This is a genomic window from Paraniabella ginsengisoli (genome assembly GCF_022513635.1).
GTDB lineage: Bacteria > Bacteroidota > Bacteroidia > Chitinophagales > Chitinophagaceae > Niabella > Niabella ginsengisoli.
The window spans coordinates 956,079-971,874 of sequence record NZ_JAKWBL010000001.1 but is presented as its reverse complement, the minus strand read 5'-3'; the positions used below and the strand labels follow the sequence as shown (position 1 = coordinate 971,874).

Below are 15,796 nucleotides of genomic sequence, written 5' to 3'. Positions count from 1 at the left end.
AAATTATACGTGTATCCCGTATCAATCCTGCTGCACCAGTAACCTTAGCCCTTTTGCAGCATCTACCATTTCTTTCAATGCTGTTCTGGTTTCTTCCCAATGCCTTGTTTTGAGGCCACAATCAGGATTCACCCAAAGTTGCTCGACAGGTACAACGGCCATCGCTTTTTCCATCAATAGCATCATTTCTTCTTTTGAAGGTACTCTTGGAGCATGAATGTCGTAAACGCCAGGCCCTATTTCATTAGGATATTTAAAATCAGCAAAAGCATCCAGCAATTCCATTTGTGAGCGGCTACATTCAATAGTAATAACATCTGCATCCATATCAGCAATATTTTGAATGATGTCGTTAAACTCTGAATAACACATGTGCGTGTGAATTTGCGTATCGTCTTTTACGCCGCTTGCGGAAATACGAAACGCCTTCACCGCCCATTGTAAATATTCCTGCCAATTCTCTTTACGCAAAGGCAAACCTTCGCGGATGGCTGGTTCGTCAATCTGGATAATTTTGATCCCTGCATTTTCTAAATCCACTACTTCATCTCTGATAGCCAATGCAATTTGAGTGCAGGTTTCGCTACGTGGCTGATCGTTGCGCACAAAACTCCATTGCAAAATGGTAACCGGCCCGGTAAGCATTCCCTTTACCCATTGTTTAGTAAGCGATTGTGCAAATGCAGTCCAGCGCAACGTCATAGGCGCAGGGCGACTTACATCGCCATAAATGATGGGTGGCTTTACACAGCGGCTACCATAACTTTGCACCCATCCATTTTTAGAAAAGACAAAACCACCCAACTGTTCACCAAAATATTCCACCATATCATTGCGTTCAAACTCGCCATGCACCAACACATCAATGCCGGTTTCTTCCTGCCAGCGTATAGCTTCGGTTGTTTCCTTCGCAATCAAATCATCATATTCCTGCTGTGTCAACGCGCCATTTTTCAACTTTACTCTCCAACTTCTTACTTCAGCTGTTTGCGGAAAAGAACCAATTGTAGTAGTTGGAAACATTGGTAAACCCAGTGCTTTTCGCTGTTTTACTTTTCTTGTAGAAAAATCGCTGATACGCTGATCATCTTTTTCACCGATGGCTGCAACACGTTCTTTCACTTTATTATTATGAATTAAAATAGACGTTTTACGGCTTTCATTGGCCTCAATATTTTCTTTCATTTTGATACTTACAGCTTCGGCATTTTCATTGTTTGCCAGCTGTTTCAATGTTACTACTTCATCAATCTTTTGTTTGGCAAATGCAAGCCATGGCTTGATTTCAGGCGTTAGCGTTTTATCATTTGTTTCCAAATCCAAATCGCAGGGAACATGGAGCAATGAACAAGATGGCGCAATCAAAACCCTATCCGATCCTATTTTTTCAACTGCTTTATTGATCAATGAAAGTGATTGTTGAAAATCGTTTTTCCAGATATTTCTGCCATCCACAACACCTAATGAAAGATTGGTTTTAGTTTTTACAAAATCGGTTGCTAAAATATCATCCAATTGTGTGGGATAACGAACCAAATCAAGATGAATGGTTTGAACAGGAAGGTTCAAAACTGTTTGCAAGTTATCGCCATAACATTCAAAGTAACTTGCCAAAATAATATGCAAATGCGGGAAACGGTTCTTAATTTCCCTGTAAGCTTTTTCAAAAACTTTTTGCTCGGCTTCGCTCAGGTTTAATGAAAGACAAGGCTCATCAAACTGTATATAATGAGCATTGGCATCATCGAGTTTGCTTATTATTTCCAGATAAACAGGCAATAATTTTTTGATCAATTCCAATCTGTGAAAACCTTCCTCTTTTTCTTTTCCCAATAATAAATAAGATACTGGGCCTAACAAAACAGGCTTCGCGTTAATACCGCTTTCTTTTGCCTCCAAGAATTCATTCAGAATTTTTGTGTTATACAAAGTGAATGTTTGATTAGCAGTGAATTCAGGAACAAGGTAATGGTAATTCGTATCAAACCATTTAGTCATCTCCATTGCTGTTACATCCTGTCCATCTTGTTGATATCCTCTTGCCATTGCAAAGAGCAGGTCAATATCAGGCAACTGTTTGGCTTCCATCAAAGAATGATATCTTTCAGGAATAGCGCCAACCATAATGCTAACATCAAGCACCTGATCATAATAAGAAAAATCATTGCAAGGAATCAAATCTATTCCTGCTTCTTTTTGCAATTGCCAGTTTTGATTTCTGATTGTTTTCCCTGTTTGCAATAATTGTTGCACAGGAATTTTGCCTGACCAATATTGCTCGCAGGCTTTCTTGAGTTCACGCTGGCTACCAATCCGCGGATAGCCTAAGTTTTGTGTACGCATTTGTTGCTTTTAAAATGATAAAATCAGATAAAAGCTCTTTTGCTCAACTTCAACAATACTTAGGTGGATAAAAAATGTAAAGAATGCACATAAAAATCCCGGCAAGGCAAAGCAATTCCCTGAGATAAAATGCATCAATGACAATTTGCTTCATTCCACGAAAGCATAGTCAATACAGTAAAGGCAGGTCTCCTGGCTTGTAACATTTTCACCGTCCTTCCCGTCCCGAAAAGCATTCGGGGCAGTGGACAACAAGGGTAAAAACTTTTTGTTACTTACAGTTGCGGGACAGCTTGCGATTTGCACACAATTCCCTATTAATCTACGTTAAGTAAAACCTTTTCCGTTTGATAAAGAAATAAAGTAAAGAACTTGGGGCGCAAAGGTAATGATAAAAAACAAAGCGTTCTTCTTAACCTTCGCTCATAAATTCGGGTAACAGTACAAACTCTTCAACACCGGATACAATAGTTAATTTATGTAATGGATTTTCATATAAAAATCCATTATGTAGCATGGTTTCAATATGCGCCAGCAAATGATCGTAAAACCCGTTAAGATTAATGATATAAATATTCTTATCGTGAATAGAAAGATTGTTCCATGTGATCATTTCAAAAAGCTCATCCAGCGTTCCGTAACCACCGGGTAAAATAACGGCCGCATCACAGAGTTCGTACATCTTTCTTTTACGTATATGCATATCGCCTACTACCAATAATTCCGTGATTGTCTTGTGCGATCTTTCTCTGGCATCCAAGATCTCTGGAATTACACCTGTTACTGATCCGCCATTTTCCATAACCGCATTTGCCACATGTCCCATTAAGCCTACATTTCCGCCACCATAAACTAATTTTATACTTTTTGATGCCATCCAAATGCCCAGTGCAGTTGCTTGTTCTATAAACAAGTTTTCTTTACCGTCTTTCGAACCACAAAATACCGCCAGTGACTTTATTATCATGATTGAAAATTTTCTTACAAAGGAGTAGCATTTTTCCCTATCTTCAAAAATTAGTTGGACCGAAACAAAATAATTAATCAACAAATAATATGTCTGCAGGATTTTTATTCTCCATTGTCATTGCGTATTTTATCCTATTGCTTGTCGTAGCCTGGAAAACAAGTAAGAACAGCAATAACGAATCCTTCTTTATTGGCAACCGAAGCAGTAACTGGATGCTGGTGGCTTTTGGAATGATCGGAACATCTTTAAGTGGCGTCACTTTTGTAAGTGTGCCTGGCGCTGTGGGCAATGATGCTTTTGGATATATGCAGATAACACTTGGCTATATGATCGGTTATTTGGTGATAGCTTTTGTATTACTTCCTCTTTATTACCGGCTACAACTCACTTCTATATATGGCTATCTCAAAACCAGAATGGGGATGCTATCTTACAAAACAGGAGCTTGGTTCTTTATCATAAGCCGCCTTTTGGGCGCTACTGCAAGGTTATACTTAGTTGTAAATATTTTGCAAGCCACTATTCTCGACAGTTTTGGCATTCCATTCTGGGTGTCTACCGTTATTATATTAGTGATGATCATACTTTACACATTTGAAGGCGGTGTAAAAACCATTGTTTGGACTGATACATTACAAACATCGGGCATGTTACTTGGGTTGATTATTTGTACGATCTATTTGTTGCAACACATGAATATGAATATTACCGAAAGCCTTGATGCGATGCGTAGCTCAGGCCTTTCAAGGATATTTAGTACAGATGTAAATTCAAAATCATATTTTATCAAACAAATACTTGCCGGAGCTTTTATAACGCTAAGCATGACAGGTATTGATCAGGAAATGATGCAAAAAAGCATCTCCGTTAGCAAGTTAAAAGATTCTCAAAAAATATGGTATCGCTGGCCTTTATCATGGTAATCGTAATTGGATTGTTTTTGTACCTGGGAGGTTTACTACATTTATTTGCAGCAACGGAAGGCATTGCTGCAACTGGAGATCAGCTATTTCCTGAAGTGGCTGTGCAACACATGCCTCCATTCATTTCTATCATTTTTATCATCGCTTTAATTTCCGCCCTGTTTCCAAGCGCCGATGGTGCTATGACTGCGCTTACCTCATCTTTTTGTATTGATATTGCCGGGCTTAACAGAAGAGATGATATGACTGAACAGCAAAAAAAACGCTTCCGTCAAAAGATACATTTACTAGTTGCTTTTTTATTTTTATTATTAGTAATTATGTTCCATATTATTAATAATAACAGCATGATTGGCATTATACTTAAGTTGGCGGCATACACCTATGGACCGCTGCTTGGACTTTTCGCATTTGGTATTTTTGTAAAAAGAAGACCAGATGACAAACTGGTACCTTATGTTTGTTTCATTGCGCCCATCATCTGTTTTTTATTGATAAGTATCAGTCGCTGATATTCGGTGACTTTCAAATTGGATTAGAACTGATTATTATAAATGCATTATTAACTTTTATTGGATTATTTATCATATCAAAACCAGTAAGTGCAGAAATGCTGGAGCAGGATAGTGTACATTAGGCGGGGTTGATGCTCATCATTGTTTCGTGGGGACACGAACCAAGGCAGAGGGAAATAGAGAGTAGAAAATAGGAAGTGAAAATATAGTAAAACACATGGGTAAAGCAAATTAAAAATATGTTACAGTTAGCTCACAAAAATCTAACGGTTTATCAGTTTGCATTGCAATTGGTAAAGGAAGTGTATCAGCATACAAAGTCTTATCCGAAAGAAGAGCAATTTGTATTAGTAAGTCAGCTACGCAGAGCAGCAATATCAGTATGTAGTAATCTTGCCGAAGGTTCAGCAAGGACATCCAAAACAGAGCGGAAGCGGTTTTACGAAATATCAAGAAGCTCTTTGGTAGAAGTTGATACTCAAATTGAAATATCCCTGGTATTAGAATATTTACAGAAAGAGGATATTTCGAGCTTGGAAAATTATTTGGAATCTGTATTCAAAATGCTAAGTAAAATGATAGGAAATTTAAAAATAGAAACTAAATAACCCTTGTTCGTGCCAGCACCTATTACCTATTCACTACTACCTACTATCTAAGCAGAATGAATTACGAACTCTTGACCCAATTTGCGGATCAATACACAACAGCAGAAAGCGATTTACTCAAGAAAATAAATGATTTTACTTATAAAAATCATGCGGAGCCACACATGTTAAGTGGCCATGTTCAGGGCCAGCTGCTGAAAATGATCAGCTGCATGATCAAACCTGAACGCATTCTTGAAATAGGAACTTTTACAGGCTATAGCGCATTGTGCCTGGCCGAAGGACTTACTGAAAATGGAGTTTTACATACCATTGAATTCAGAGAATCGACAGCTAATATTGCGCGCAGTTTTTTTGAAAAATCAAAACATAAAAGCAAAATAAAACTCCATATTGGCAACGCATTGGAAATCATTCCTCAATTAAATGAACAATGGGACCTGATTTTTATTGATGCCGATAAGCCAGGTTATATCAACTATTTTGAGCTAATTTTCCCTCACATTAAAAAAATGGTTTTATCTTAGCCGATAATATTTTTTTCCATGGCGAAGCTTTGAAAGAAGATGCTAAAGGTAAGAGCGCCAAAGCCATCAGGCAATTCAATGATTATATCAACAATAGAGCGGATATTGAAAAAGTAGCCTTAACTATCAGAGACGGGCTTTACTTAATAAGAAAAATTTAAATCAGAGATGACAAAAAAATTTATTGTGTAGCTGTCTTTGTGCTTGCATCCATTTTAAGCTATGCACAAAACAATGAGATCATTAAAAATTACATCAAAACTTATTGCGGAATAGCCGTAGAAGAAATGCAACGGACCGGCGTTCCGGCGGCTATAAAACTGGCACAAGGCATTCATGAAACTATGGCTGGCCAAAGCCCGCTGGTAATGAAGTCCAATAATCATTTCGGCATAAAATGTAAAGAAGGTTATGCCGGACCTTATGTATTGCACGACGACGATGCACCGAATGAACGTTTCATGAAATATGAAAGTGCCGATCAATCTTACAAAGACCATTCTGACTTTCTGAAAAACCGCAGTCGCTATGCGGCACTGTTTGAATTAGATCCGACAGATTATAAAGGATGGGCTTATGGCTTGAAAAAAGCGGGCTATGCAACTCATTCAAAATATCCTCAACTGCTGATTAATTTCATTGAAAAATACAACCTGGAAGATTATACGTTGATGGGCCTGGGCCGATTAGCTTTTAATGATGACGTCAAAACTTATTTCGCCAAAGCTAGCAATGCAGCTCCGGCTTTGATGGAAGAAGTGCCTGCTATTAGTTACCCTGAAAATGATTTTCTTATTAACAACACAAAAGTAATTTTTGCGAAAGCTGGCTCCTCTTTAAATGATATCGCCCGAAGCTATAATATTCCATTAAGTAGATTGTACGACATGAACGATTTTGGACTTCCTGCTGACAAAGTAAAAAAAGGAACACTTATTTTTCTTCAATTAAAAAGAACTGTTTCGGATAAAGCTTATCATGAAGTGCAGGCCGGAGAAAGTATTTATGACATAGCACAAGCGGAAGGTATTCGACTTGAATCGCTGTTAAAATATAACAACCTAAGTAAGTTCGACTCACCAACTATCGGTACCAAATTGAAGCTACGCGATGACAAAACTTCTTTGGTTAAAAATTAATATAGCTCCAGTTATATGCATACCATTAAAGTTCATGATAAAACATTTACAACTTATTTAAGCGAACAGCAGCTTCAAAGCCGTATTAAAGAGCTTGCCAATTATATTAACCGGGATTTTGAAGGCAAAAAAGTTGTTTTTATTGCGATACTTAATGGATCTTTTATGTTCGTTGCGGACATTTTTAAATACCTTACTATCGACAGCGAAGTGAGTTTTATTAAACTGGCTTCATATAAAGGGCTTAATTCTACCGGCAGTGTTACTACTGCCATTGGACTTGACACTGATCTGCATGCGAAGCATGTTGTTATTTTAGAAGACATCATAGATACTGGCAAAACACTTCATTATTTCCTCCCACAATTGCAACACCAACAACCTGCTTCTTTAAAAATTGTTACATTGCTTCATAAAGCAGAAATGACACAATATCCGGTACCGATCGACTACACTGGCTTTGTGATTCCTAATAAATTTGTTGTAGGTTATGGCCTGGACTATGACGGGCTGGGCCGAAATTATAAAGAAATTTATCAGTTGGAGGAAGCCACATAACCCTAAAGGGGAATCGGCGGTTGAACGTTTGACAAAGTATCACCTTGTAAACTTATTAACTTATAAACTAGTGTCGTGTCATGCATAATACATCGTGTCTATTGTCACCCTGAGCTTGCCGAAGGGCGCATTGAACGGGCTTACAAGCTCAGCCTGACAGTCACCTTATGCATGACACGACACTAATAAACTACCAACAACTAATGACTATCTATACGTATTTAATTATTTTGATTTGTCTGTCCGCTACATTTGCCTACATCAATCAAAGATGGATTAAACTACCTTTCGTGATCGGACTTTTTTATTATCGACAATACTTTCTATTGGGATACTAAGTTCGCAGTTTTGGTTGGAACTACCTCATGACAGGTTTCATGATATAATAGAAGGAATACATATTGAAAAAATAATTCTAAATATACTGTTGGGATTTCTGCTATTTGCAGGAGCATTGCATACGGACTGGTCTAAATTAAAAAAGAAATCAGGCCCATTTCAATATTTGCCTTGTTTGGGGTAATTGTGTCTACAGCCATAATTGCAACGCTGTTTTACTACACAGCACATTTGTTACATGTAGAAATCAGTTTCATTTATTGTCTTTTGTTCGGCGCTTTAATTTCACCAACAGACCCTATTGCGGTGTTAGGAATTTTGACAAAAGCCAATGTTCCTAAAAAAACTGAAATAACAATTATTGGCGAAAGCCTATTTAACGATGGTGTGGGCGTTGTGCTTTTCATAGCACTTTTAGAGCTCGTAAAATCTGGTAGTACTACATTCGATTTTTCTGCGTTTGGTTTATTGTTTTTGCAGGAAGCCTTAGGTGGCATTTTAGTTGGACTGGTATTCGGATATTTGTTACATGCGTTGCTGAGAACGATAGATCATTACGAAACTGAAGTATTGCTTACGCTAGCCTTCGTGATGGGCGGTTATTCTCTCTTCAATTATGTTCACATATCGGGCGCGCTTGCGATGGTTGTAATGGGGCTTATGGTTGGAAATTTCAAACGAAAGGTGGCATTGAGTGACACATCGCAGGAATACGTAAACAAATTTTGGGAATTGGTTGATGTGGTACTGAACGCCGTTTTGTTTATATTAATTTCGTTTGTAATTCTATTAGTTGAGTTTAAAACAGAATACTTGATTTTAGGAGCTATTACCATATTCACTGTATTACTTAGCAGGTTGATTGTAGTTTATGTTCCTCAAAAGTTGATTGGAAGATTTTTAAATATGGATAGCAAAGCTGCTAAAATAATTTGGTGGGGCGGCTTGCGTGGCGGGCTTTCTCTTGCGCTTGTGTTGTCACTTCCTGCATCAGAAACAAAGGATATGTTATTAGTAGTAACCTATCTGGTAGTAGTGTTTAGCATTTTGATACAAGGATTAAGTATTGGCAGAGTGGCAAAAAATGTAATGAAGGACAAACAGACCTCATCCCAACCCTCTCCAAAGAAGAGGGAGTAAAAAATTCGAAAGAAAAGCATATCATAAAAACAATGTACTTTTTGCTAAAATCTTAAATCATGAAGCGCAATTATCTTTTACTATTATTCATTTTACTTGGCTTGTCCCTTTTGTCAGGCAGCTTAACTGCCGGTGTATCTTTAATAGGAAAAATAGGTATTAGCTTTTTTATAAGCAGTTCTCCTTTTTTAAAAGCTGGTGGCAATCTGCTTTAATGTTTTTTGCGCTGATGTTAATTATTGGTGCCATTTTATATTTTATAGACAAATCACTAAATGGAATCAAACGCAAAACTGTTTTAGTATTTTGCTTTATTATTTTCATGGCAGGATTGTATTTTACGTTCCGGGATTTCAGAACCGATTTAACACATCGCTGGTTGGGCGAGCGTTTTCACGTAGGTGTTTATTTATACTGGATAGGCTTTGGCCTCATGAGTTTATTTTTTGCATTGACAGAGAAAAAGAAATCATAATTGAGATAGAACCGAATGATTCAATACAATAAAAATGCGCGGATCAACCGCGCATACGCTCTATTTAATACTTTATTTATTTTGTTGTAATTATAATTGCGCCTTCTTTAGCTTTATCGCCGTAAAATTTTTTTGCCGTGTCTCCTTTTAAAACATCAATAGATTTAATAGTATTGGGAGCTAAACGATTTATGTCATTCTGTTTTACATGTTCACCGTTTAATACGTAGTAAGCGTTGGCTGGAGGATTTGACAAAACCCTTGTGTCTGATTTAGCCGGATATCCAACTACAACAACCTCTTCTATACCTGTTGATGGCTTTATCTGTACGCCAGACACTTTGCCTTTTAAATTCTTTTCGGGAAATACTTGCCCATCAGCAACACCCTGAAATATGATCTCTTTACCCCCTTCACTCATTGTAATCTTCTTCGCAACAATTTCGTTTCCTGAAGTGGTCATTTTTATATTACCGCCTTGTGAAGTCAATATAATTTTTTCATTTTTTGAGGCTATCGTCTTTGTGGTTACAATTACAACGCCATGTCCCCCTTTGGCCCATAAACAGCTTTAGCTGACGAATCTTTCAATACTGTGATACTTTCGATATCATTTGGATTTATATTTTCGAATTGTTCTCTTTCCATAGGTTGCCCATCCACAAGATATAAAGGATTTTCTCCAATTTTAAAACTTTTTGCCATTATTGCTGGTCGTTTCGAAGCGTGTTGTTTCGTAGTTATTTTCACAACTCCATTCGAACCCTTATCTCCATAGATACTGGTAGCAGAAGTGCCTTTTAAAACGTCAACGCTTTGAATGTTTGCTGAATTAATCGTGTTAATATCAAATCCATCTTCTTTAGTTTCACCATCTACAACTATCAAAGGTTTTACATCGGGATTACCAGTACTAATTGCAGTTTTCAAAGTCACCTTCGGCACGGTATCTTTTCGAGATACCTGGCTTTCTTTTTGTCCATCCCTTTTAACAATAGTTTCCTTCTGAGTTGTATTTTCTTTTTCAGATATATTATTTTTTATCACTTCCTTTCTAAAAGAAAGCAATAGCACCGCCACAACAGGCAGTAAAAACATAAATTTTATTAAGTGGATCTTTGCGCTTTTTATAGTGTTCATCATAACAATACGTTTTTTTAAAGATGAAAAATTGAAATGGTTGGTAAAGGCAAACTGACGGTTGCCCATTACTTTTAATAATAAATATTGATACTCTTTTCTATCCAATCCATTTTGTAATACTTTGCTGTCTGCAATAAATTCAAGGTTTTGTTTTACACTATGTCGAAGCAACCAAACAATTGGATTAAACCAGTTAAGCACACACAATAGCTCGCACCACATAATATCAATAGTATGTTTTTGCTTTACATGTACAAATTCATGCCTGATAATTTCTTCCAAATCTTCACCACTATGCATTTCGGTATTTATAAAAATGGCGTTGCCAAAAGAGAAAGGAGCAATAGGCTCATTAAGCTGATATATCTTCGTTGTATCATTTGAAATAAGTTCTGCTTTAGCTTTCATTCTTTTAAAAGAATAATAACGAATCATAAACCTAACCAACAAAACCAGCGACCCCAATAGAAGAACACTGATAGCCCAATCCCAATAAGAAAGCGCTTCGAAAAAGTTCTGTTTTTGTGGCAGCACAAAATTGATAGCCGGAATCCATTGCATCATAGCGTTTTCCTGCAATGCACGTTTTTCGAGAGATGGCATTATATCGATCAAAGGAATAATAAAACTTAACGCTGTGTAACCCAGCAAATACCAGCGGTTCCAGTTATAAAAAGTGAGCCGGCGCAAAAAAGTTGGTAAAAAAGATATACCACCGCGAGACAAATATTTAATTTCAGGATATAATCGATTATAACAGGCATTTCTTTGGATTTATGATTTAAAGATTTCAGATTATGTTCCCTCTCCTTCGGAGAGGGTTAGGAGAGGCCTACTTCTTCTTCCCTCCTTCAATCATATTCACGATTTCTTTTAATTCATCCGCGGAAAGTTTTTTCTGATCAATAAAAAAATTGACAAGCTCCTTGTATGAATTGCTGAAATAATCTTTAACCACACTTCCCATAAATTTTTTCTTGTACTCATCTTCTGAAACGATGGGCTTATATACATAAGTGTTGCCAAAAAGCCGGCCTGAGATATATCCCTTTTTCTCCAGATTTTTAATGGTTGATGCGACTGTTGTATAAGGACCGGCATTAGGTATATGTTCCATATAGGCCTTTACATGCCCCTCTCCCACTTTCCAGATGGCTATCATCAACTGCTCTTCCTGAGGTGTAAGCTTTATCATATTTTACGATTTAAATGCTAAATTACGATAATTTCGTAGAAAATCAAAAAAATATTTCCTCTGCATCCAAATGATACCAAAACACATCAATGTATTACCTTTATCAAATTCTTTAAACAAGTATAAATGAAGTATATTATCGTCTTTCTTTTTTCGCTGGTATTTAGTTTTAATAGTTCTGCACAGGAGAAACCGATGTACCTGCAGCAAAACACACCTCCGCCAGCTGTTTTATTGCTTGCAGACAGTACTACAAAGTGGAACCTCAAAGCTAAACTTGAAAAAGAAAAACCTCTTTTAATCATGTTTTTTAGCCCGGAATGCGATCATTGTCAACATGAAACGGAGGCGTTGATAAAAAACATCAATAAATTTAAAGGTATTCAGATTGTAATGGCCACTACCAGGCCTTTGTGGGAAATGAAAGCATTTGCACAAAAATACGGACTCAATAAGCACGGCATTACAGTGGGAAAAGATATTGCTTATGTAATACCTTCTTATTACGAAATGAAAAATCTTCCTTACCTCGCTTTTTATAATAAAGATAAAAAATTGATTTCCACTTTTGAAGGCAGTTTAGGTATTCCAAGTATTTTAAAAGCATTTGGAAGATAGGAATAGTTCATGGACTTATTCGTAACTTATTGTTTTCAATTTCTTCCCTGCGTTTTCAAAAGCTTTTTTATCAAGCGCTTCGCAACTAACAACAACGTTGAGCGGATCAGCCTCTCCAAAAATATTTGCAAAGGAAGTATCAGCAGCATCATACCCATGCGCAATTTTCACCAACCCATGTAGCGGAACCATTCGTGTTGCATCAAACAATATCCATTTACCATCAATATATGCCTCAAAGCAGGCATGAAAATCAGGTGGATTCAGCTGATATGCGTAAGCTGCTATATATCTAGCAGGTATGGATAAGGCACGGCACATTACAATGCCCAGGTGAGCAAAATCGCGGCAAACACCTTCACGCTGTGTGATCGTTTCAATAGCAGACGTATTTGCATTCGTACTTCCACTTACATAATGAACCGTTTTATATATCCAGTTGCAAATTGCCGTAACCTTTCCATAAGTTGTTTTGATGTTTTTGAATTCCATCTCTGCAAATTTGTACATCCTGTCTGCCTGGCAATACCTGCTGGGAAATAAATACGAAACCGCGTCAGGATGAATCGTATTTGCTTTCAGATCTGACTCTTTTTTAAAACGAACAGACTTTAAATGAAGCTCAACGGTAGCAGTGTAATTAATTTTAAAATGTCCGGGCTTAGTCACATGCACACGTAAAAATCTTGCTTTGCGCACACCCAAATCAAAAGGCTCTATTTTAATTTTCCCCGGACTTGTAACCAACTGCTCCTCAATGATAGTTTGAGATTTAGTTTGAGCTGCCTGTATATTAAAAAAGAATGTCGTGTCAGACTTTATGTTATACGACAACTCACTTGAAACCTTAAACTTCATATTGTTATTGGGCTTTTTTGTATAAATATTATTAAGTGATCTCTTTTTGATGAGTTTTAATGGAATTATTATCCGTCTCCGTTTGTTTAAAAGCTTTATCCATCCAGTCATCAGGCACTTCATCCAATGCCTGATGTAATTTCTTAGCCCACACATCAGATACAGGTTTTAGTTCGTCATACTCATATCGATTCTCAATGATATCACGGCTGTCTTTTTCGTAGATCACAACGTCTATCGGAAACTCAACATCATTAGAACTTACACGTGTAGAATCAAACGATAAAAAACCAGCCTTTAAAGCCTGCTTTATTGTTGTATTTTCATCAAGCACACGATTTAAGATCGCCTTCCCCTGTCCACTATTACCAATAATAGCATACTGCGAGCCCATTGCCATTTCTATCCAATTCCCTTCGCTGTAAAGCAGAAACAATTTATGTTCCTTGTCCTCTTTCAATTGCCCACCAACAATGGCGTTCAGGTTAAATTTATAACCAGACGCTGCCAGTTCCGCTTCATCTTCTTTGGCTACTCTTTTTATTTGTTCTCCAAAAGCGTTAACGGCCTCATACAATTTATTATATGGAATTCCATCTGCAACAAGATCCTGAAAATAAGTAATAGCTTTATCCCTTACAGATCGCAGCCCGCTTGTCATAATAAAAAGAGAACTTTTTCCATCTTCGTGAACGGATACTTTTTTCTGGTGGTAACATTAGTTCCTGCAGAAATGCGTGTATCGGAAATACCCACTAAACCATCCTTCAATTTAATTCCTAAGCAATAAGTCATATTATTTGAAAGTAATTTGAGTTGAAAATCTATATATTAATATGTACTTATAAATGTAAGGTTTTTTATGAAGCCAGCTTTAATGCTACTATCATCTTCCTTGCCACGCTCGTTTTATCGTCCCGATTATAAATCATCAAAACCTCGGCAGTTTATCCCTGAACTTGCCGAAGGATCGCACGCTTCTTTTATGTTACAAAAACCGACAGGTTTGTCGTTATACTTTCTTCAGTTTCCATCCTCCCCTTTTGAAGAGTATAAAAGATACAACTGTTATAGCTCCTTCTGCTACAGGAATAGCGATAAAAACTCCTGTCGCACCCATCTCAAAATAGTTGGCCAGTAAGTATGCAATGGGAATTTGGAACAACCAAAATCCAAAGAAATTAACTTTTGTTGGCGTCCATGTATCGCCGGAGCCATTAAATGCATTGATCATCACCATACCTACTCCATAAAATACAAAGCCAACCGCCATAATATGCATTGCTTGCCTGGCTACATTTCGCACATTTTCTACCTCGCTAAAAAAACTAACCAGCCAATCTCCCAGTAAAAAAAGATCAATGAAACCGTAAGCATAAAAATCACATTATATTTTACTGTTTTCATCACACTTTCTTCGGCACGGCCAGGTGCGTTTGCTCCCAGATTTTGGCCAACCAATGTAGATGCTGCTCCACTCAATCCCCAGGCAGGCAGCATAAAAAACATCATAAGTCTTAAAGCCGTTTGATAGCCTGCGCTTCCATCTTCACCACCGGTTACAGCAACCAGCCTTGCTAAAACGATCCAGCTGCACGATGCGATTACAAATTGAAAAATGCCCGGTGTTGCTATTTTTACAAGCGACTTCATTACTTCAGCATCCACTTTAAAATGCCTGGCAGCCAGCCGCATTAAACCTTTGCCCCAAAACAAATGGTAGGATTGATATAAAACACCAATACTTCGGCCAGTAGCTGTTGCAACTGCTGCGCCAGTAAGGCCCATCGCAGGTATAGGGCCTAAACCGTTAATTAAAATAGGACAAAGTATCACATTACAAATGTTTGCTACCCACAAGCTTTTCATAGCAATTGCCGCATTTCCAGCGCCTCTGAAAATACCGTTGATCAGAAATAACAACATAATAGCAATACTGCTTCCCATCATTATTTTAGTAAACATCTGGCCATGTTCTGCTGCTTGTTCAGTAGCGCCCATCGCCATCAATATTTCTTTGGCATAAATAATTCCTGCTATGCTCAAAACTGTATTTACCAAAAAGGCTATGATCAGCACCTGCGCTGCACTATGTGCTGCACCTTCCTTATTTTTCTCGCCAATACGCCTGGCTACAACTGCTGTTGCTGCCATGCTCATACCTATTGCTACTGAGTAGATCACTGTTAAAACAGATTCGGTAAGGCCAACGGTTTGAATAGCAATGCTGCTCTCTTTAAGGTGTCCTACAAAATAAAGATCCACTAATGCAAAAACCGATTCCATCATCATTTCCAGCATCATGGGAATAGCTAGCATGATAACCGCTTTGCGAATGCTAACCGTTGTATAATCAATCTCTTTACCCTGAAGTGCTTCTTTTAATAATTGAAATGATAGCGCTACTTTACCAGCACTCTTATGTGTCGTTGTCATGTAATAATG

Annotated in this window: 17 protein-coding genes, 1 pseudogene and 1 riboswitch; of the genes and pseudogenes, 10 read left to right on the top strand and 8 right to left on the bottom strand. The window is 37.5% G+C overall.

The window, feature by feature from the left end:
- Positions 1-21: 21 nt before the first annotated feature.
- A complete protein-coding gene (metE, locus tag MKP09_RS05460; RefSeq protein ID WP_240826779.1) occupies positions 22-2,343 on the bottom strand; it encodes a 5-methyltetrahydropteroyltriglutamate--homocysteine S-methyltransferase in 2,322 nt (773 codons plus the stop codon).
- A 165-nt stretch (positions 2,344-2,508) separates the two neighbouring features.
- Positions 2,509-2,700, bottom strand: a riboswitch (cobalamin riboswitch).
- Positions 2,701-2,755: 55 nt separating this feature from the next.
- Entirely contained in the window at positions 2,756-3,310 is a 555-nt protein-coding gene (locus MKP09_RS05455) for an LOG family protein (RefSeq protein ID WP_240826778.1), read from the bottom strand.
- An 89-nt stretch (positions 3,311-3,399) separates the two neighbouring features.
- Between MKP09_RS05455 and MKP09_RS25505 the strand changes: the two genes are divergently transcribed.
- From MKP09_RS25505 to MKP09_RS05420, 9 genes are all read left to right on the top strand, one after another.
- Complete coding sequence (locus MKP09_RS25505) at positions 3,400-4,236, top strand: sodium:solute symporter family transporter (protein WP_262915128.1); 837 nt, start codon at positions 3,400-3,402, stop codon at positions 4,234-4,236.
- Positions 4,209-4,748, top strand: coding sequence for a sodium:solute symporter family transporter (locus MKP09_RS25500; RefSeq protein WP_262915127.1), 540 nt, complete (start codon positions 4,209-4,211; stop codon positions 4,746-4,748). The genes MKP09_RS25505 and MKP09_RS25500 overlap by 28 nt, the downstream gene beginning before the upstream one ends.
- A 242-nt stretch (positions 4,749-4,990) precedes the next feature.
- The gene (locus tag MKP09_RS05445) at positions 4,991-5,359 is read left to right on the top strand and encodes a four helix bundle protein (RefSeq protein ID WP_240826777.1); all 369 of its coding nucleotides are present in this window, start codon (positions 4,991-4,993) and stop codon (positions 5,357-5,359) included.
- Positions 5,360-5,415: 56 nt separating this feature from the next.
- Positions 5,416-5,886: an O-methyltransferase gene (locus tag MKP09_RS05440; RefSeq protein ID WP_262915126.1), complete on the top strand. Its 471-nt coding sequence runs from the start codon at positions 5,416-5,418 to the stop codon at positions 5,884-5,886.
- Positions 5,887-5,915: 29 nt separating this feature from the next.
- Entirely contained in the window at positions 5,916-6,047 is a 132-nt protein-coding gene (locus MKP09_RS25495; RefSeq protein WP_262915125.1) for an O-methyltransferase, read from the top strand.
- A gap of 39 nt (positions 6,048-6,086) precedes the next feature.
- On the top strand, positions 6,087-7,025 hold the full coding sequence (locus MKP09_RS27260) for a glucosaminidase domain-containing protein (RefSeq protein ID WP_240826776.1): 939 nt from the start codon (positions 6,087-6,089) through the stop codon (positions 7,023-7,025).
- A 15-nt stretch (positions 7,026-7,040) separates the two neighbouring features.
- Entirely contained in the window at positions 7,041-7,583 is a 543-nt protein-coding gene (hpt, locus tag MKP09_RS05430) for a hypoxanthine phosphoribosyltransferase (protein WP_240826775.1), read from the top strand.
- A 474-nt stretch (positions 7,584-8,057) separates the two neighbouring features.
- Entirely contained in the window at positions 8,058-9,062 is a 1,005-nt protein-coding gene (locus tag MKP09_RS05425; RefSeq protein ID WP_317235254.1) for a cation:proton antiporter, read from the top strand.
- Between the two features lie 59 nt (positions 9,063-9,121).
- Complete coding sequence (locus tag MKP09_RS05420) at positions 9,122-9,277, top strand: hypothetical protein (RefSeq protein ID WP_240826773.1); 156 nt, start codon at positions 9,122-9,124, stop codon at positions 9,275-9,277.
- 336 nt (positions 9,278-9,613) lie between these two features.
- On the opposite strand, the gene MKP09_RS05415 is transcribed toward MKP09_RS05420, so the two are convergent.
- The 3 genes from MKP09_RS05415 to MKP09_RS05405 form a co-directional block, all read right to left on the bottom strand.
- Positions 9,614-10,027, bottom strand: a complete 414-nt coding sequence (locus tag MKP09_RS05415; RefSeq protein WP_240826772.1) for a hypothetical protein — start codon at positions 10,025-10,027, stop codon at positions 9,614-9,616.
- 44 nt (positions 10,028-10,071) lie between these two features.
- On the bottom strand, positions 10,072-11,406 hold the full coding sequence (locus MKP09_RS05410; RefSeq protein WP_240826771.1) for a M56 family metallopeptidase: 1,335 nt from the start codon (positions 11,404-11,406) through the stop codon (positions 10,072-10,074).
- A gap of 106 nt (positions 11,407-11,512) precedes the next feature.
- Positions 11,513-11,875, bottom strand: coding sequence for a BlaI/MecI/CopY family transcriptional regulator (locus MKP09_RS05405; RefSeq protein ID WP_240826770.1), 363 nt, complete (start codon positions 11,873-11,875; stop codon positions 11,513-11,515).
- A gap of 126 nt (positions 11,876-12,001) precedes the next feature.
- On the opposite strand from MKP09_RS05405, the gene MKP09_RS05400 reads away from it, so the two are divergent.
- Positions 12,002-12,493, top strand: a complete 492-nt coding sequence (locus tag MKP09_RS05400; RefSeq protein ID WP_240826769.1) for a peroxiredoxin family protein — start codon at positions 12,002-12,004, stop codon at positions 12,491-12,493.
- Positions 12,494-12,508: 15 nt separating this feature from the next.
- Here MKP09_RS05400 and MKP09_RS05395 read toward each other — a convergent pair whose 3' ends face one another.
- The 3 genes and pseudogenes from MKP09_RS05395 to MKP09_RS05385 all read right to left on the bottom strand — a co-directional run bounded on the left by MKP09_RS05395 (position 12,509) and on the right by MKP09_RS05385 (position 15,637).
- Positions 12,509-13,351 carry a transglutaminase-like domain-containing protein gene (locus tag MKP09_RS05395; protein ID WP_240826768.1) on the bottom strand — a complete coding sequence of 281 codons (843 nt, stop codon included), beginning with the start codon at positions 13,349-13,351 and terminating at the stop codon, positions 12,509-12,511.
- Positions 13,352-13,382: 31 nt separating this feature from the next.
- A complete protein-coding gene (locus tag MKP09_RS05390; protein ID WP_240826767.1) occupies positions 13,383-14,012 on the bottom strand; it encodes a hypothetical protein in 630 nt (209 codons plus the stop codon).
- A 351-nt stretch (positions 14,013-14,363) separates the two neighbouring features.
- A pseudogene (locus MKP09_RS05385) lies at positions 14,364-15,637 on the bottom strand (MATE family efflux transporter).
- Positions 15,638-15,796 lie beyond the last annotated feature (159 nt).